Annotated in this window: 16 protein-coding genes; 9 read left to right on the forward strand and 7 right to left on the reverse strand. The window is 55.6% G+C overall.

Translation table 11 applies throughout. The features are described from left to right. Positions 1-36: 36 nt before the first annotated feature. From FPY71_RS01715 to wecB, 6 genes are all read right to left on the reverse strand, one after another. The gene (locus FPY71_RS01715) at positions 37-753 is read right to left on the reverse strand and encodes a L,D-transpeptidase (protein WP_149297018.1); all 717 of its coding nucleotides are present in this window, start codon (positions 751-753) and stop codon (positions 37-39) included. Between the two features lie 117 nt (positions 754-870). After that, positions 871-1,206: a hypothetical protein gene (locus FPY71_RS01720; RefSeq protein ID WP_149297021.1), complete on the reverse strand. Its 336-nt coding sequence runs from the start codon at positions 1,204-1,206 to the stop codon at positions 871-873. A gap of 71 nt (positions 1,207-1,277) precedes the next feature. Then, positions 1,278-1,997: a DUF2927 domain-containing protein gene (locus FPY71_RS01725; protein WP_149297023.1), complete on the reverse strand. Its 720-nt coding sequence runs from the start codon at positions 1,995-1,997 to the stop codon at positions 1,278-1,280. 87 nt (positions 1,998-2,084) lie between these two features. Then, positions 2,085-3,299 (reverse strand): glycosyltransferase, encoded by a 1,215-nt coding sequence (locus FPY71_RS01730; protein ID WP_149297026.1) that lies wholly within the window; start codon positions 3,297-3,299, stop codon positions 2,085-2,087. A gap of 18 nt (positions 3,300-3,317) precedes the next feature. Then, positions 3,318-4,247, reverse strand: coding sequence for a hypothetical protein (locus FPY71_RS01735; RefSeq protein ID WP_149297029.1), 930 nt, complete (start codon positions 4,245-4,247; stop codon positions 3,318-3,320). Between the two features lie 22 nt (positions 4,248-4,269). Then, positions 4,270-5,334 (reverse strand): non-hydrolyzing UDP-N-acetylglucosamine 2-epimerase, encoded by a 1,065-nt coding sequence (wecB, locus tag FPY71_RS01740; RefSeq protein ID WP_246160089.1) that lies wholly within the window; start codon positions 5,332-5,334, stop codon positions 4,270-4,272. Positions 5,335-5,497: 163 nt separating this feature from the next. Between wecB and FPY71_RS01745 the strand changes: the two genes are divergently transcribed. From FPY71_RS01745 to FPY71_RS01765, 5 genes are all read left to right on the forward strand, one after another. Then, a complete protein-coding gene (locus FPY71_RS01745; RefSeq protein ID WP_149297033.1) occupies positions 5,498-6,481 on the forward strand; it encodes a Gfo/Idh/MocA family protein in 984 nt (327 codons plus the stop codon). Continuing rightward, positions 6,478-7,080 carry an acyltransferase gene (locus tag FPY71_RS01750; protein WP_149297035.1) on the forward strand — a complete coding sequence of 201 codons (603 nt, stop codon included), beginning with the start codon at positions 6,478-6,480 and terminating at the stop codon, positions 7,078-7,080. The genes FPY71_RS01745 and FPY71_RS01750 overlap by 4 nt, the downstream gene beginning before the upstream one ends. A gap of 87 nt (positions 7,081-7,167) precedes the next feature. Beyond that, on the forward strand, positions 7,168-8,301 hold the full coding sequence (locus FPY71_RS01755; protein ID WP_188052229.1) for a DegT/DnrJ/EryC1/StrS family aminotransferase: 1,134 nt from the start codon (positions 7,168-7,170) through the stop codon (positions 8,299-8,301). Between the two features lie 120 nt (positions 8,302-8,421). Beyond that, positions 8,422-9,798, forward strand: a complete 1,377-nt coding sequence (locus tag FPY71_RS01760; RefSeq protein ID WP_149298585.1) for a nucleotide sugar dehydrogenase — start codon at positions 8,422-8,424, stop codon at positions 9,796-9,798. 33 nt (positions 9,799-9,831) lie between these two features. Continuing rightward, the gene (locus FPY71_RS01765; protein WP_149297039.1) at positions 9,832-11,046 is read left to right on the forward strand and encodes a glycosyltransferase family 4 protein; all 1,215 of its coding nucleotides are present in this window, start codon (positions 9,832-9,834) and stop codon (positions 11,044-11,046) included. 56 nt (positions 11,047-11,102) lie between these two features. Here the strand turns inward: FPY71_RS01765 and FPY71_RS01770 are convergent, their stop codons facing one another. Beyond that, the gene (locus tag FPY71_RS01770) at positions 11,103-12,953 is read right to left on the reverse strand and encodes a glycosyltransferase family 4 protein (protein WP_149297041.1); all 1,851 of its coding nucleotides are present in this window, start codon (positions 12,951-12,953) and stop codon (positions 11,103-11,105) included. Positions 12,954-13,139: 186 nt separating this feature from the next. Between FPY71_RS01770 and FPY71_RS01775 the strand changes: the two genes are divergently transcribed. The 4 genes from FPY71_RS01775 (at position 13,140) to hisG (ending at position 17,238) form a co-directional block, all read left to right on the forward strand. Beyond that, positions 13,140-13,787, forward strand: coding sequence for a DNA-3-methyladenine glycosylase I (locus FPY71_RS01775; protein WP_149297044.1), 648 nt, complete (start codon positions 13,140-13,142; stop codon positions 13,785-13,787). A gap of 96 nt (positions 13,788-13,883) precedes the next feature. Beyond that, positions 13,884-15,416 (forward strand): histidine--tRNA ligase, encoded by a 1,533-nt coding sequence (gene hisS, locus FPY71_RS01780; RefSeq protein ID WP_149297046.1) that lies wholly within the window; start codon positions 13,884-13,886, stop codon positions 15,414-15,416. Beyond that, a complete protein-coding gene (locus FPY71_RS01785) occupies positions 15,409-16,548 on the forward strand; it encodes an ATP phosphoribosyltransferase regulatory subunit (RefSeq protein ID WP_149297048.1) in 1,140 nt (379 codons plus the stop codon). The genes hisS and FPY71_RS01785 overlap by 8 nt, the downstream gene beginning before the upstream one ends. Then, positions 16,549-17,238 carry an ATP phosphoribosyltransferase gene (hisG, locus tag FPY71_RS01790; RefSeq protein WP_149297050.1) on the forward strand — a complete coding sequence of 230 codons (690 nt, stop codon included), beginning with the start codon at positions 16,549-16,551 and terminating at the stop codon, positions 17,236-17,238. The last annotated feature ends 45 nt before the right edge of the window (positions 17,239-17,283 follow it).

A 17,283-nucleotide genomic window follows, 5' to 3' on the forward strand; every position in this document is an offset into this window, starting at 1 on the left:
GAACGCTTCAACGGGAAATGCGAAAGCACAGAGCGTTTACCCGCCGAAGATCTGGCCCAGGCCACCTGCGGTGCGGCTGCGCCCGGTTTCGGTGTAAACGGCATCGCGGCCGGCTCCGCCGGGACCAATCACCACGACCTTGGTGCCGGGTGTCACGCTGCCATAAAGGTGTATGACGTCCTCATTCAGCATGCGGATGCAGCCGGAAGACATGTTCTGACCGATGGTCCACGGCTGGTTGGTGCCGTGAATGCGGAAGAGTGAATCCTTGCCGCCGCGATACAGGTAAAGTGCCCTTGCACCCAGCGGATTGTCGGGACCGCCTTTCATATAGGCTGGGAGAATGCGGCCCTTGGCGCGCTCCCTTTCACGCATGCGGGCAGGAGGTGTCCAGCCTGGCCATTCGGCCTTGCGCCCGACCTGCATTGCGCCACCCCAGGAGAACCCTTCTTTTCCAACACCCACACCATAGCGTGTGGCGCTGTTGTTCCCGTGCACGTGGTAAAGAAATTTTCGATCAGTATCGATGATGATCGTGCCGGGCTTTTCCCGCGTGGTTAGCGAAACCGACGTGCGGGCAAAGCGGGCATCCGGCTTTGGCATTGTGCGGGTGGCGCGGCTCGTCCGGTCGCTGCTTTCCCAGCGCTGATCGGCATGATTGAAATGGCGTGTCGCCTGCGCCTGGGCTGGCAAGGCGGTGGCAATTCCTGCCAGGCCGCAGAAGAGAACGGCGGTCAAATACAGTCTGTTCATCGAAAATACCCACTCTCTAACGGGGATTATGTTCCAGATGCCAGGCAGTTAAGCATGCACAACTTACAATTGTATTTATTTCAGCCGCGCCGGCACACACCTGCTTTGCCGGTATAACTATGGCTTGAAGCCTGGAGGTCCAGAGACGAATGATCTCGTGCCACTGAAAGAGCCGGTGGGCTGTAATTGGTCTTTGTCCTTCGGCTTGACTGCCACCGGTACTTTGCCGGTGAAAATGACTGCTTCAGGCTGGTATGGCTTCACAAGGGCGGGTCGGTGATAGCCGGGATTGACGCCACTTCCAGGTGAAAGCTGAAGCACTCTTTGCTCCGACACATGCTTTGGCAGGTTCAGACGCTTGCGTTCACCTGCAGCCGCAGGCGCAGCCAGCCATCCAGCCAGCAAAGCTGCCATCAGCAAATATGCCGTGCCGGAAATTCCCGCTGCTGCCACTTTTGCACCCCTTGCAATTTGTCATTGCGGAAGCACAGTAACACACAATATTTATGATAGTATAAATGCAATCAGCGGTTGCGAGCGTCGCGGGCTATAGCTGGAAGCAGTGGGCGCGCCTTTTCCAGAGACATGCCCGGTTTCAAACGAGTGTCATACAGCATGATCATCAACCGCCGATCATAATCCGTCAATTCACTGTGGCGGCTGTTGTCATTGAAAACGCTTTGCGGCGCGTCCGGATTCTCGTTCAGTGGCCCCAGCCCCTGCAGGATTTCTTCTATCAGGCAGCGTTCAAACAACCTTTCGCCGCGATCTGACACGATCACCGCTTCTGACCGCTCAATACCGCTGCGGGAAAAATGCGCCCGCACCACGCAATTGCCCGGTACTGTCATGAAGGGTGCGCGGTAAACCTTGCGGCCCACGCGCTGGTAATCCTTTTCATCCACAACATGGACAATGAAATTGGCTCGCTCGCCCGGTCTGGCGATGACGGCCTGCAGGTTTGGAATTTCCCTGTTGATGCGCGCAATGAATGCAGCGACCGCACTGCTTCGATCAATTGCCGAAGACTGCTCAATGCGGAACCGCACGGGTTTGACATATTTTTTGATGTAGGCGGCATTGCTGAAACGGCCTGTCATTTCCGCGCCAAATGCCACCCGCTCAAACCCGGTAATGATCTGGCTGTCCGGTGAGTTGGCCGAAGCGGAAGGTGCTAAAGGCACCAGAAATGCAAAGGCGAGGGCGGGAAGAAGGGAGAGACGCATCAACAAACAGGCTTTCATGGAAGCAGTTTCAGCAAAAGTGCCAAGCGGTTTGCGTTCGAAATTGCGTCAAAAGATGGCATGCGGGCAATTGATTTGTGCCGCGGGTCATTTTCGCAAATGTTTGCGCAAAACAGTGATGACTTTTTGCCCCGCTGCCGCCGGCCCCTCATCCGCTATCAGTCGCCACAGCATTCCGGCCTGCCAGCGACGGCGTTTTGCTTTGGCAATGATGCGGTTCTGCCGAATCGCCTGATCCAGAAATTCAGCCACGGTTGCAACATCAACTGCCTTGGCGGGCCGGGCATAAATGGCTTGGAGCTGATGGGCGACGGCGGTCGCATCATGAGTTTTCATAAAATAGGCGCGTGCATCATGCGAAAGCTGCTGCCGCTTTTCCACCGATTGCAGAAGATCGCCAAGAACCCTCGCAATGGTCATCGGGTTGGCATTGGCAACAGGCAGGTCGGCACCATGTGCCTGCCACAAGTCATCCCGGATATAGGCAATCACCGGCTTGCCAAGCGCCATAGCCTCCACAGCCAGGACACCGTGCCAGCCAATGCGCAACTGATCGATAATGATGTCGGCCTGTTCATACACTTTGCGCGCTTGCGCATGGGTCATGTTTTCCACCAGCGTGAAATCAAATTGCAGACCTTGCGTTCGCAGGGTTTCAACCGCCGCCAGCACATAGTCGCTGCCTTTGATGCCGCGCCGCGATGGCGCATGAACCACCAGCGGCCTGGCAGGCTGGCCAATGCCGCGAAATGGCCATTGCGCAGCATCCAGCACGCGCGGCACAACAATCGAGCCTGGAACATAGGATTGAATTTCCGGATCGACTGCAAAAACTCCGTCGCAAACAGCGTTGACCCATTGCCGCAAATGAAGCTTGCTGGAAGTCGGCAGTTTTTTGAAGATATGGCCGGCCGGCTCATCGACATAGTGAAATGGATTGGCGGCGGCAAAGGGCTCCGGCAGTCGAATTTCCTGCCCGCGAAAATGGAAAAACACTTTTTTTCCAGCCTGTTTCAGAATGAGCAGGTCCAGAAGCGATGGATAGTGCAAATCCGGCCAGGCCATCGCGAAACTTCGTGCGTGAAAGTGAAAGACATCGAATTTTTCGATGAGCGGTAAAAGCCGCTGCGTCAGGTCGCCCAGAGTGTCAGGATCGGCAAAATTGAATTTCAGATCCGCCGGATAGTTGAATTTATGCCGGTGAACAATGCAGCTTCGCGCTTCTACTCCAATGCCCCGAAGCCCTCTTGCCAAGGCATCCGGTTGCCCTGCCTGTCCGGTAACACCCTGCAATACCCGCATTTTTCGCCCTTTTCTGGCTTAGGCCAAAGATGGTTGATCCGGTGAAATGGCAAAAACCGCTTCGTGATGCTGTAGAACGGACGGCGCAAAGGCTGCGCTGCTGATGAAGCTTGAAAACATGCGGCTGACCAACCCGAGATAAAGTTGCATCAGCATGAAAGCGACGAAGGCTTCGCCCGGGCTGAGCTGAATTTTCAGAAAATGCAAAATGGCTATGGCCAGCGTGAAAAGCAGCGCGAACAGCCATGCGGCATGGCTGAACACCGATGCCAGAAATATGCGATTGGAATAGGCGCGGAAGTAGATTTGCAGCGCATCAGGCTCACCAGCCCCGGCGTCCAGTTTCCAGCGGGCAACCTCCCGCGAATGGGTTAGCAGATCACTGGCAGAGGACTGCATTCTGGCAGCCAGACGTATGAATGCCAGATAGAGGGCAATGGCTGACAGGGTGAAAATCACTGCAATAATGAGCGCCCATTGCCACGTGATCAGCATAGGCAGCAAAAGGAAGTTCAACAGCAGGATGGTGGCCGAGCCGAAAGCCTTCATGCTCGCCAGCGACAACCTTCCATAATAGTTGGAAGCGCGGGTAACGGTGCGGTCTTCACTGGCGGAGGGCATATTGATGCGACGGATTGAGCGGGCAAGGGCAAGCTCGCTGGCTGAAATCAGCCGGGATTCCAGAAGGCTGATGGCAAGGCGTGAACCAAAAGCAGTGCATGCCAGGGCCATGGCAGCCAACAGCATCAACTCTTGGTTGGAGATGAAACGAGCCAGCAGCGGGTGGGCCTGCAAGCCAAAGACGCCAAAGCCGAAATGCATGGCGATGACCAGAGAGAATGCGGTGGACGCCCAGAGAAAAATCGCTTCAAGGCAGCAGTAAACACCCACCGTTCGCCGGTTGTTGATCGCCGAATGCAGGAAAATGCGCCAGGACTGTTTGTTCATTTGCGAAGCTTTCCGGTTGGCGTCATTGGCATATGATCCGGCAGATTTCCCTGGCGGCATGCCCGTCGCCATAAGGGGCCGCGTCAACCCCTCGCGTTCCGATTGCCGCCAGCATTGCCTGACACAGGCCAGGTTGATCGGGCGGGGCCAGCCTGTTCCAGCCCAGATCAACAAGTTCCACCCACTCAGTTTCTGTTCGATAGGTGACGCATGGCACGCGGTGGAAAAACGCTTCCTTTTGCACGCCGCCTGAATCGGTGGCGATCAGCGCGGCATTGGCCACAAGTGCCGCCATGTCGAGATAGCCGAGCGGCTCAACAGCCATGACACGCTGAAACTTAAGCCCGGTTTTGCGCATGCAGGCTGCAGTGCGTGGATGCAACGGCAGAACAACGGGCATTGTGTCCGCAACCTCCTCCAAAGCGGAAACAATTGCACTCAGCCATGTTGTGTTTGCCGTATTTTCGGCGCGATGCAGGGTGGCAAGAATGTAGTTGCCGGATTGCACCCCCGTTGTTTGCAAAACCGTGCTGCGCGCCGTGCGCTCCACAGCCAGCAAGCCGGCGTCATACATGACATCGCCCACTTGAAAAATCCGACTTGCAGCAAAGCCCTCACGTTGCAGGTTGCCGGTGGCAGTCCGGGTCGGTGTGAACAGAAGATCGCTCAAATGATCCGTCATCACACGATTGATTTCTTCCGGCATGGCGCGGTTGAAAGAGCGAAGACCGGCTTCGACATGGGCAACCGCTATTCCCAGCTTTGCCGCCACCAGCGCCCCGGCCAGCGTGGAATTCGTGTCACCATAGACCAGCACGCGGTCCGGGCGGAGAAACTCCAGCACCGGCTCCAGCTTCTGCATCATCAGCCCGGTCATTGCGCCGTGATTGCCACCATGCACGTCCAGATGAATATCCGGCTGCCTGATTCCCAATTCCTGAAAGAAGATATCCGACATATTCGCATCAAAATGCTGGCCGGTGTGAATGAGGATTTCTTCAACGCCGGATAAAGCAAGTTCCCGGCTGACCGGTGCAACTTTAACGAACTGTGGGCGTGCACCTACGATTGTGACGAGCCTGTTCACCTTAATGTTATGTCCCATGAAAAGCGGTATGGCGACCTGGCCAATGTACCAAGTATTGCAAAATACATTTACATTTATATCAGGATTAGATAAAGGAATTTATCCTAAATATAAACTGATAAAACGTATGATTTATATCTTTGAATAAGGTGATTTTTAGGCGATGAGTTCCAGGGAGGATAAAGTCGGGGTTGCCGTTGTGGGGTGTGGCCATTGGGGTCAGAATCTGGTGCGCAATTTTTCCCAGTTGGGCGCCCTGTCTGCGGTGGTCGACGCCGACATGCAGCAGGCGGCCAGGCTCGCCGCCGAATATGGCGTTTCAGCCTTGACGCTTGACGCTGCCCTGGCAGATGACCGCATCCACGCAATTGCCACTGCCGTTCCCGCTGCTCTCCATCACGATGTTGCCTTGCGTGCCATTCACGCTGGCAAACACGTTTTTGTCGAAAAACCCATCGCTCTTTCGCTTGAGGATGGCGAGGACATCCAGGCGCAGGCCATTTTGCACGACCGTGTGCTGATGGTCGGTCATCTGCTGCAATATCATCCGGCATATCTGAAAATGCAGGAACTGATTGCGGCCGATCACATCGGCGAATTGCGCCATGTTTACTCCAACCGCCTGAGCATGGGCCGGCTTCGGCAGGAGGAAGATGTGGTGTGGAGCTTTGCGCCGCACGATATCTCGATGATCCTTGGTCTGGCGGCTGGCAATGCGCCATCCGAGGTTTTGGCGCACGGGTGCTCGCTGGTGTCGGATGAAGGCCGTGCTGACGCCGCGCATGTGCACATGCGCTTTTGCTCCGGTCTGCGCGCGCATGTTTTTGTTTCCTGGCTGCATCCGTTCAAGGAGCAGAAGCTGGTGGCAATCGGGGAGAGGGGTTGTCTGGTCTTTGACGACACGAAGCCCTGGGACGAAAAGCTGGTTTGCACCGATTACTCAAGCCCCGGGGGCGTTTCTCTGCAAAAGGGCGGCGTGACCAGTATTTCCCTGCAACCTGCCGAACCCCTGCAGGAGGAGTGCAGGCATTTTCTGCAATCTGTGGCGTTGAAGAGTGTGCCGCGCACCGACGGGTTTGAGGCGCTGGCAGTCTTGCGCGTGCTGAAGCGGGCTGAGCTGGCTTTGAGAGAAGGGGTTGCCGCATGAACGCTGCAACAGTTCCGGCAAATTCTGAAACAGACATTTCGGTCTTCGTGCATCCGACCGCCGTGGTGGATGATGGCGTGCAGATCGGAGCGGGAAGTCGAATCTGGCATTTCTCTCATATTCTCGGCCAGACCATACTGGGGCAGAACGTGATTGTCGGTCAGAACGTGGTGATTGGCCCGCAGGTTTCGGTGGGTGATGGCTGCAAGATTCAGAACAATGTCAGCCTTTACAAGGGCGTGACACTGGAAGCAGACGTTTTCTGTGGCCCCTCCTGTGTTTTCACCAATGTCCTGAATCCACGTGCCTTTGTTGAGCGCAAGGATGAGTTCCGCCCGACACTGGTGCGGCAGGGAGCAACGATAGGCGCCAATGCCACAATTGTTTGCGGCAACGTGCTTGGCCGTTTCTGCATGATCGCCGCCGGTGCGGTGGTGACGCATGACGTGCCGGATTTTGCATTGATGGTTGGGGTGCCCGCCCGGCGGCGGGGCTGGGTTTCGCGGGAGGGAGAGATTCTGGGCGCAGATCTCGTCTGCCCGCGAACAGGCGAGCGTTACAGAGAAATTGCTCCCGACCAGTTGATGGAAGTGGACTGAAATAATGTCGGGTGCGGATGCAAGCAAAAGCAAAAATAATCTGCGCTTGTTCAGTGATATTTTGAGGAATTTATAATGACCAATCCAATTTCTTTTATTGATTTGGCTGCGCAGAGAGATCTGATACGAACTGATCTGGACGCGGCTATCAAGCGTGTTGTGGACCATGGGGCATTTATTCTTGGCCCCGAAGTTAATGAATTTGAAGTTGAGCTCGGCAAGTTTGCTGAAGTTGATCACGTGGTGGGGTGTTCCAACGGAACCGATGCATTGGCAATGCCTCTGCGTGTGTGGGGCATTGGCCCGGGCGATGCAGTGTTCGTACCGTCATTCACATTTGCCGCAACAGCAGAAATCGTCACCTGGTTTGGCGCAACGCCCGTTTTTGTGGATGTGGATGCGGCAACCTGCAACATGTCGCTTGCTAGTCTGCAGGCGGCAATCCAGGATGTGCTGCAGCAGGGAAATTTAAAGCCGCGGGTGGTGATCGCTGTCGATCTGTTTGGTCGGCTGGCAGACTATCCTCGCCTTCGTGAGCTTTGCAATCAACACGGCCTTTATCTTGTGTCGGATGCGGCACAGGGGCTTGGCGCCACATCCAACGGCTTGCAGGCAGGGCATTGGGCTGATGTGGTTACCACCAGCTTTTTCCCGGCCAAGCCCCTTGGCTGCTACGGTGACGGCGGGGCGGTTCTGACCAACAATGCCGAACTGGCAGAGGGGCTTTTGTCGGTGCGCGTGCATGGCAAGGGCAAGGACAAATACGACAATGTGCGCATCGGCATGAATGCGCGTTTGGACACGTTGCAGGCGGCGGTGCTTCTTCAGAAACTGGCTGTATTTCCGCAGGAAATTATCGCCAGAAATCGTATTGCAGCACAGTACAATGCCCTGCTGGGAGATATTGTTCAGGTGCCGGAACTCTCGCCGCAAGAGGTTTCCACCTGGGCGCAATACACAATCGTGGTGCACTCAATGGACAGGGACGAGCTTGCCGAACGGATGCGGCAGAGTGGCGTACCAACTGCGGTTTACTATCCGCGTTCCCTGCACCAGCAAACGGCCTATCGTGAATTTCCCTGTGCACCGGGCGGCTTGCCGGTTTCCGAAGCTTTGTCAGCCACGGTGCTCAGCCTTCCCATGCACCCATACCTGTCGCAGAGCGATCAGGCGCGGGTGGTTTCGGTTTTGCGTCAATCGGTTCTGCGCAAAGCAGCTTGAATTGCGGCCTCGCGGCAGCGGTTCGGCTGCCTGTCTCTCCTTGAAAAGCGGCTTCAAACCCAAGTCGGGCGGGACATTACAGAATAGAAGGAACAGATGTTCATGAATCAGGTACCGGTAATGGCAGTCCTGCAAGAACAGGCCACCGTCAGTCTGAATGAGCATGCGCGCAGCTTTATCGCAAAGGTGGAAAACCGAACGGCACGCATCGGGGTCATCGGTCTGGGCTATGTTGGCTTGCCACTGGCGCTGGCCTTTTTCAAATCCGGGTTTCCGGTGGTCGGCGTGGATGTGGACGCAAGCAAGGTGCAGCATCTTCTGGAGGCAAAGACCTACATTCGACACATCTCGTGTGAGCGGCTTGCCGAAATGCGGGACTCAGGCAAATTCACGCCTACGACGGATTTTGCAAGTCTGCAGACTGTCGATGCGATTATCATTTGCGTGCCGACGCCGCTGACGGTGCACCGCGAGCCGGATATGAGCTATGTGACGGGAACAGCCGAAAAAATTGCCCGCAATCTGCGCCCCGGACAGTTGGTTGCGCTGGAATCCACCACCTATCCTTTCACCAGCGAAGACCTGTTGAGCGGCATTCTGGAGAGGGGCTCGGGGTTGCTGGCAAATGTGGACTTTGCAATTGCCTATTCCCCGGAGCGGGAAGACCCGGGAAACCCGCATTTTGACACCCACACGATTCCCAAAGTTGTCGGCGCGTGCGCGCCGGATGCGGGTGATATGGCAGAAGCGCTTTACAGCGCCATTATTGGCAAGGTTGTGCGGGTTAACTCCATGCGAGTGGCCGAGGCGGTGAAGCTGACGGAGAATATCTTTCGGTCGGTCAACATCGCGCTCGTCAATGAGCTGAAAATCATTTTCGATAAAATGGACATTGATGTCTGGGAGGTCATTCAGGCTGCATCCACCAAACCCTTTGGCTACATGCCGTTTTACCCCGGTCCGGGAATTGGTGGCCACTGCATTCCGATAGATCCGTTTTACCTGACATGGAAGGCCCGGGAATACGGCGTTTCAACCCGGTTTATCGAGTTGGCTGGCCAGATCAACAGCCATATGCCGGATTATGTCGTGCAGCGCACGGCTGATGCCATGAATGACAGGCTGGCACGCTCTGTCCGCAACTCACGCATTCTTGTTGTGGGCATTGCCTATAAAAAGAATGTTGATGACATGCGGGAGAGCCCGGCGCTGCCGCTCATCGAGCGTTTTCAGGAGAAGGGCGCTCTGGTCAGCTATTATGACCCCTATGTGGCGCAGGTCATGCCGATGCGGGAACATGCGGCTCTGGCCGATATGAAGTCCATTGAATGGAATGAGGATGTGCTGGCCTCGTTCGATGTTGCGGTCATCGCAACCGATCATTCCGATGTCGATTATCTGCCACTGCTGAAGACTGTCGATCTGGTGGTGGATACGCGCAATGCGCTGTCTGGCGAACAGCGCGCGGCCTTTGCCGACCGCATTGTCCGCGCCTGATTTGCACGCTGTCATGGCGGAGATTCAAGTGGCATGAGACATGTCTGGATCTTGAACCATTACGTGCAGGTGCCGGGTGGGCCGGGAGGAACCCGGCATATTTCACTGGGGCGCCATTTGCCGGAGCATGGCTGGCAGGCAACTTTGATCGCCGCCAGCACAGACCACAGTTCGGGCGCGCAGCGGCTGGCAGAGGGTGAGGCGCATCGCCTCGATTTCCATGATGGCGTTCCGGTTCTATGGCTGCGGACGCGCAATTATCGCGGCAATGGGCGGGACCGCATTGCCAATATGCTGGATTACACGCGAGCTGTCTTGCGTCGCGGCAGTCTTGCGGAACTGGCACCGCCAGATCTGATTGTCGGCTCCAGCGTTCACCCATTGGCAGCCTGGGCCGGCATGCGGCTTGCAAGGCGGCATGGCGTGCCATTTGTCTTTGAGGTGCGCGATCTGTGGCCGCAGACATTGATCGACATGGGCCGCATCTCAACATGGCATCCGGCAGCGATCGCGCTGCGTCTCTTGGAGCGCTCTCTCTACAATGCCGCCAGCCGGATCATAGTGCTTCTGCCGAATGCAAAATCCTACATCGTGCCGCTCGGTATTGATTGTGAAAAGATTGTCTGGATTCCAAATGGCGTGGATGTCGAAAGGTTTCCGACGCTGCCACGACGGAAAGCCGATGATCGCTTTGTCTTCATGTATCTTGGAGCGCATGGCACGGCGAATGGTCTGGAAACTCTGGTGCAGGCCATGCGGCTTTTGCAGGCTAATCCTGCTGCTCGCCATATTTCGCTTCGGTTGATTGGAGCTGGACCGCAAAAGGAAGCGTTACGAAAGCTGGCGGCAGGCCTGAACAACCTCATCTTTGAAGATCCGGTTGCTAAGGCTGCCGTGCCACAGGTTGCGGCGGAGGCGGATGCCTTTGTCTTTTGCCTGAAAGACACACCGGTCTTCCGCTACGGCATCAGTTCAAACAAATTGTTCGACTATATGGCTGCGGCACGGCCGATCGTGTCTTGCTGCAACGCTGCCAACAATGTGGTTTCAGAGGCCGGTGCCGGGCTATCGACCCCTGCCGGTCAGCCCGGCCTTCTGGCTGATCGTCTGCTGGAAATGGCGTCGCTGCCTTTCGCACATCAGGAGGCCATGGGCCAAGCAGGCCGCACGCACCTGCTGCAACATTACAGCATGGAACATTTGAGCCATCGCTTCGCCATGGCGCTTGACGCGTGTCAGCGCATTTGAGTCGCGCGCCTGTGAGTGAGTAAGTCGCGCGCCTGTGAGTGAGAAAAATTTGGATATTAGCCTTTGCCGCCAGTGATTGATGTTCGTCGTAGAAGCCGTAAGATTCTCGCACCGACACGTGTGGCGTGAAGCTTACCGCGGAGAGTTTTGAGTTGCTTTCGGGCTCCTTTAAATCTCCTTGCGAAAGCTGTCTGAGCCTTTGCTCTGGCCGATTTTTTTCCATCAGTATTCTTGGATATCAACGCCACGTCATTTCTTATTGCCTTCAAACGCCCGGTGACATCCGAAAGATTGACCGTCTGAGTGTTCAGCTTTTCTTGCATTCCCGTTTGCAAAAGTTGCCTGCTGTCGAGGCTCAAATAAGCTTTTTCCACCATGTGGAAGCGGGACAAATTAGGATCGGCCACTCTTGGCAACGGATGATTGAGTTGCTCAAGTTTCACGCCAGCGTCCGATAGCGCAGCGTGATCCAGACCCACTGGCCATTCCGAGGGGCCATAAGTGATGATTGTGTGATATTTGCTTGCGATCAAAGATAATAGACCGGATTTGTCGCCTGGCACTGTCGGGTCGGCGTAGAAGTCACAACTCCAGTCGGGCGATGCCGGACCTACCCATCCAGTGTCTATCTCCGCAATTTCAATGCCGGCTATGTGCATGACGGCCGATACATCAACTGCGCCGGGATAGAGTAGCAGGGCACGTTTCGACTGTGCTTGATCCAACAAATTACGATATATTTTGGCTAATTTTCTTGACTGCGCCTGCCATGAATATTCTGATTTCAAATCACCTGTAATATTGTCGGCATAAAATTTTCGATCATTGATGACCGATTGAATTGCATTCGCGCATGAAGCGGCATTTTCAGCCTCGAATACGCAGCCCGTACTATGAGCATTAACAAATTTCTTCATTTCCGCCACGTCGCTCACGACGACGGGGATTCCTGCCTGCATATACTCGAAGAGCTTGTTGGGCATTGCCACTTCGCCATTGGGATAGTGGATCAGGCCATGCAGGCCAACAGTGGCCGTTCGTATATACGAAACGACTTGATCACTCGCCACATAAGGCCGGATATGCAGCCGCTCTTTCAAGCCCAGTTTCTTGGCCAGCAGTGCCAATTCATCGACATAGTTGCCTTGGCTCAGAAAACACAGATGAACATTCGGCCGTGTGGCTATGGCTCTGAGAAGCGTTTCACAGCCACGCTCTTTTTTTGCGCCGCCGATATATATGGCCAGATGTGTTGAGGGTGCCAAGCCAAGATCGGACCTTATGTCCGGCGCATTTTCCGTCTCGGAATTCTCCCAAGGTGCGTTGAAAACCACCGTGGGGAGTTGCTTTAGCTTATGGATTTCCGAAACTTTGAGCGCTAACGCGTCGCTCACAGTGATCAGATGATCGGCCTGCGTTAGGTATCGCCGCTCATACTCTTCGCAGAGAGCTCGGAAATCCTCGGCTATATGCGTCAACCCGCACACATACTCATGCAGGTCATGGACCCACGGCACAACTTTTCCATTGGCGGCCAAACGACGAATGCAGCCGGCTCCGACTCTCAGGCCGAACATGTCATGCGAGTGAACAAGATCGGGCTTTAATTTCTCGATTTGCTCGTAGTACAGCGTTAGAGCACTTTCGGCATAAGCCCACGCTCGACTGTGCACTTTGTGTGATGTCCAGTTTTTCTCCGCCTTTAATATCTGAATCAGGTTCGGCACCAGAACCACATTCACCCCTTCTATCTTGGTGGATACCGTATCTTTGCTCGTCCCTGTACCCACTAGTGTTGCGCGGTATCCTGCGGCTTCAGCAGCTTTCGCTGTTTTTAAAACGCGACTATCCCCAACAACCCCGTTCATAACCAGAGACACAATATGCGGGCGAACTAGGTCTGACATAACAAACGCACCATCTATAATATATTTATTTATATGTTTAGGGACTGTTCGCCGTCTGTTCAAGTGACTTGTGGAGACGGGCCGGAGCAAAAACCTCTTACCAAATCCCTAGGTTTTGATTTACTGGTGTAAGCCATCGAGCCTGATGGCTAGGTTTTGCGGCTTGTTCGCATCATGGAGCAGTAAATGACGGATGCGGTTTCGGCCCATGATGGTTTGACAATTGGCGATGACGGGCTGCTGCGTTGTTTCTGGCAGGGCGGTTCGCCGGACTATGTGCGCTACCATGATGAAGAATGGGGCATGCCGGTTGGTGATGATCGGGCGCTTTATGAAAAGCTCTGCCTGGAAGGTTTCCAGGCCGGCTTGTCGTGGATCACCGTTTTGCGCAAACGCGCAGCGTTTCGTGAAGTCTTTGAAGGCTTTGACATAGAGAGAGTGGCAAAATTCACCGATGCCGATATCGACCGCATTGTGACTGACGCCAGAATTATCCGCCATCGCGGCAAGGTGGCTGCCACTGTCAATAACGCCAGGGCGGTGATTGCGCTGCGCGAAAAGCAATCATGCTCATTTGCACATTTTCTCTGGCAATATGAACCAGATGCCGCATCCCGCCCGGAAAAGGTGACACTGACATGGCTGCGCGCCAACCCCGTATCGCCCGCATCCGCGCAGCTTTCAAAGGCATTGCGCAAAAATGGCTTCAATTTTGTCGGGCCAACGACCTGTTATGCCTTCATGCAGTCGATGGGATTTGTGAATGATCATATCGATGGATGCAGTTGCGCAAACACTTGCGAAACTGCGCGGTTGAGTTTCACAAGGCCTTAGAGCGTTTCCGGTGCTTTCAAAACTTGCCGGAAGCGGTTCAATCCAGTAGACCGCGCGTAAGTCTTTACTAGAATTCTTGTCCGAAAGTCTGGATCCATGTCCGCCAAGCAGAACAAGGTGAAGGCGCGTCAGCCGCGCGGCTTCGTCGATCGCAATGCCGCAGATCTGCGTGCACAGGAATCCATGCTCCGGATTATCCGGCAGGTGTATGAAAGCTACGGCTTTGAACCGGTGGAAACGCCGTTTTTCGAATATACCGATGCGCTCGGCAAATTTCTTCCAGACAGCGACCGGCCGAATGAAGGCGTTTTCTCGCTGCAGGATGATGACGAGGAATGGCTGTCGCTGCGCTATGACCTGACCGCCCCGCTGGCGCGCTTTGTGGCGCAGAATTTTGAAGATCTGCCGAAACCGTACCGCAGCTATCGCGCCGGTTATGTGTTCCGAAACGAAAAGCCCGGCCCGGGTCGTTTCCGGCAGTTCATGCAATTCGATGCAGATATTGTCGGTGCGCCATCCGTTTCCGCTGATGCGGAAATGGCCATGATGATGTCCGACACTATGGAAGCTTTGGGCATTGCCAAGGGCCAGTATGTTGTTCGCGTCAACAACCGCAAGGTTCTGGATGGAATTCTGGACGCGGTTGGCCTGGAAGGCGAGGCGGCCCGACGTTTGACGGTTTTGCGCGCCCTGGACAAGTTTGACCGGTTCGGCGTTGACGGCGTTCGTCTGCTGCTTGGCAAGGGCAGGTTGGATGAAAGCGGCGGCAAGGGTGATTTTACCAAGGGCGCCGAGCTTTCCGAAGATGCGATTGATCGCATATTGGCGATTTTCGCTTTTGCCGATGCGGGTAGCCTCGCCCGGATAGCAGGCGTGGAAAAGTCGTTTGGCGGCCATGCTCGTGTAGATGAAGGGCTGGCGGAACTGCGGTCGATTCGGCAATATGCGGCAGAAGCTGGCTATGATGACAGCCGTGTGCTGATTGATCCTTCGGTTGTGCGCGGGCTGGAATATTACACCGGGCCGGTCTTCGAGGCTGAACTCTTGTTCGATGTGTTGAACGAAAAGGGCCAGAAGGTTCAGTTTGGCTCGGTTGGCGGTGGTGGCCGCTATGACGGACTGGTGGCACGTTTCATGAGCCAGCCTGTTCCCGCTACCGGCTTTTCCATTGGCGTTTCACGGCTGATGACAGCGCTGAAAAATCTTGGTCGGCTGGCTGTGGATGAAACGCCAGGTCCGGTGGTTGTGACCGTGATGGACCGGGACAGGATGGCCGACTATCAGCGGTTGGCGGCAGAGTTGCGCAAAGGCCTGAATGCGCCGGGCCAGCCTCTGGTGCCGGTTGAGGTTTTTCAGGGCAATCCGAAGCAGTTTGGCAAGCAGTTGCAATATGCCGATCGCCGCGGTTCACCTGTGGTGATCATTCAGGGTGGTGACGAGAAGGCCGCCGGCGAGGTGCAGATCAAGGACCTCATCGAGGGTAAGAGGCTTTCCAGCGAAATTGAAGACAATGCAACATGGCGGGCCGCGCGCCCAGCGCAGGTCAGCGTTGCCGAGTCGGACATGGTTGCGCGGGTGCGTGAAATACTGGCGGCACAGCAGGCTGACAAGGATGCTGAAAATGTCTGAGCGTAGCAGCGCCGCTTTGCCATTTGCCGCGGCGTTGGCTGATCTCTTTGCGCGCAGCGACACACGCTCCGTCAATGTGCCTATCCTGCAACCCGCCGACCCTTACCTGGATACTGCAGGGGAAGCGCTGCGCCGGCGCATTTTCCTGACGCGGGGAGAAGATGGTCGGGGCCTGTGCCTGCGTCCGGATTTTACAATTCCGGTGGCGCTGTCGCACATTCAGGCCGGTGCCGGACTGCCGCGCCGATATTCCTATGATGGTATGGTCTTTCGCCAGAGTGGCGAAGGTGCCACGGAATTGCGTCAGGCCGGCATCGAGGATCTGGGCGAAACCGACACTGCAATGGCCGATGCGCGCGCTCTGGACGATGCGCTGCGGTGCATTTCGGTGTGCGGCGTCAGCACGGAACAGACTGAAGCGGTGTTGGGCGATCAGGCCTTGTTTGAGCATTTTCTCAAAAGCCTTGGATTGCCAGCGGGCTGGCAGAGACGGTTGATCCGGACATTCGGCCATGACGATCTTCTGCGTCAGGCAATGGAGGCGCTGGCCTCCGGCGCAGGCAAGGTTTCTGTTGAAAATCTGGCGCCGGATCTGCACAGACTAGCCAGTGCAGGTGAGTTTGAGGAGCTGGCCGAAAATATTCGCGACCGGATGATTGAAGGCGGCTTGCCCTTTCAACGCAGCCGGACACCAGAGGAAATCGCCAGCCGATTGATTGAAAAAGTGGCCATGGCGCACACGCAGCTTGACCGTGTGGTGCTGGAGCGGCTGCGGGCATTTCTGTCTATCGATTGCGCTTTGGACAAAGGCGAAGAGGCATTGTTGCTTCTGGCTCGCGAAAGCGGTGCAGACATGGGAGCTTCTATTGCAGCATTTGCGGCACGCAATGCAGCGCTGGAACAGGCCGGTGTGAATTTGCACGCCATCCGCTATCGCGCGGCATTTGGCCGACAGCTGGACTATTACACAGGCATGGTTTTTGAAATTACCGCTGCAGGCGGACAAGAGGTTCTGGCGGGCGGTGGTCGTTATGACCGGCTTGTTTCTTACCTTGGGGCCAGAGAAGCTATACCTGCTGTTGGCTTTGCCTTATGGCCATCGCGCATCGCCGCTGTTACCGGAGCTGCTTGAATGACTGTCACATTGGCAATTCCATCCAAGGGGCGGTTGAAAGAACAGTCAGTGGCAGCGCTGGCAGAACGCGGCATCTTTGTTCATCCGGACGAGGATTCGCGCTCTTATCGCACACGGGTAGAAGGGTGCGACGGGCTGGAGGTTCTTCTGCTGTCCGCCTCTGAGATCGCGCGGGAATTGCGCCATGGTGGCATCCATCTGGGCGTAACGGGTGAAGACCTGCTGCGTGAAACATTGCCGGATTTCGGTGATAAGCTGTCAATCGTTTCCCGGCTTGGTTTCGGCCATGCCGATGTTGTCGTCGCCGTTCCAGACAGTTGGGTGGATGTTTCTACCATGGAAGATCTGAATGATGTGGCGGGTGGCTTTCGGGCGGCGCATGGTCACCGCCTTCGCATCGCAACCAAATATTGGCGGCTGACGCAAAGCTTTTTCACCCGCAATCACGGCATTCAAACCTACCGTATTGTGGAAAGTCTTGGCGCAACAGAGGGTGCACCGGCCGCGGGCTCGGCAGATATTATTGTCGATATCACATCGACCGGCTCCACCTTGAGCGCCAACCGATTGCGGGTTCTCTCCGACGGGTTGATCCTTGCCTCGCAGGCATGTCTGGCCCGTTCCTACACCGCCCCGCATGATGCTGCGGGCGAGGCGGTGCTGAGCGATGTCGTCAGCCGGTTCTGAACGGCGACTTCTAGCGTTTCAGATGCTCGCAATCGTCATCTGAAA

The sequence above is a fragment of the Aureimonas fodinaquatilis genome, from assembly GCF_008369445.1.
GTDB lineage: Bacteria > Pseudomonadota > Alphaproteobacteria > Rhizobiales > Rhizobiaceae > Aureimonas > Aureimonas fodinaquatilis.

Excerpts from the sequence above, each read along its gene's own strand:
- FPY71_RS01735 (WP_149297029.1), bottom strand. The coding sequence starts at position 4,247 with ATGAACAAACAGTCCTGGCGCATTTTCCTGCATTCGGCGATCAACAAC.
- FPY71_RS01750 (WP_149297035.1), top strand. The coding sequence starts at position 6,478 with ATGAACGCTGCAACAGTTCCGGCAAATTCTGAAACAGACATTTCGGTC.
- FPY71_RS01775 (WP_149297044.1), top strand. The coding sequence starts at position 13,140 with ATGACGGATGCGGTTTCGGCCCATGATGGTTTGACAATTGGCGATGAC.
- FPY71_RS01725 (WP_149297023.1), bottom strand. The coding sequence starts at position 1,997 with ATGAAAGCCTGTTTGTTGATGCGTCTCTCCCTTCTTCCCGCCCTCGCC.
- hisS (WP_149297046.1), top strand. The coding sequence starts at position 13,884 with ATGTCCGCCAAGCAGAACAAGGTGAAGGCGCGTCAGCCGCGCGGCTTC.
- FPY71_RS01765 (WP_149297039.1), top strand. The coding sequence starts at position 9,832 with ATGAGACATGTCTGGATCTTGAACCATTACGTGCAGGTGCCGGGTGGG.
- FPY71_RS01715 (WP_149297018.1), bottom strand. The coding sequence starts at position 753 with ATGAACAGACTGTATTTGACCGCCGTTCTCTTCTGCGGCCTGGCAGGA.
- FPY71_RS01760 (WP_149298585.1), top strand. The coding sequence starts at position 8,422 with ATGGCAGTCCTGCAAGAACAGGCCACCGTCAGTCTGAATGAGCATGCG.
- FPY71_RS01745 (WP_149297033.1), top strand. The coding sequence starts at position 5,498 with ATGAGTTCCAGGGAGGATAAAGTCGGGGTTGCCGTTGTGGGGTGTGGC.
- hisG (WP_149297050.1), top strand. The coding sequence starts at position 16,549 with ATGACTGTCACATTGGCAATTCCATCCAAGGGGCGGTTGAAAGAACAG.
- FPY71_RS01730 (WP_149297026.1), bottom strand. The coding sequence starts at position 3,299 with ATGCGGGTATTGCAGGGTGTTACCGGACAGGCAGGGCAACCGGATGCC.
- FPY71_RS01770 (WP_149297041.1), bottom strand. The coding sequence starts at position 12,953 with ATGTCAGACCTAGTTCGCCCGCATATTGTGTCTCTGGTTATGAACGGG.
- FPY71_RS01785 (WP_149297048.1), top strand. The coding sequence starts at position 15,409 with ATGTCTGAGCGTAGCAGCGCCGCTTTGCCATTTGCCGCGGCGTTGGCT.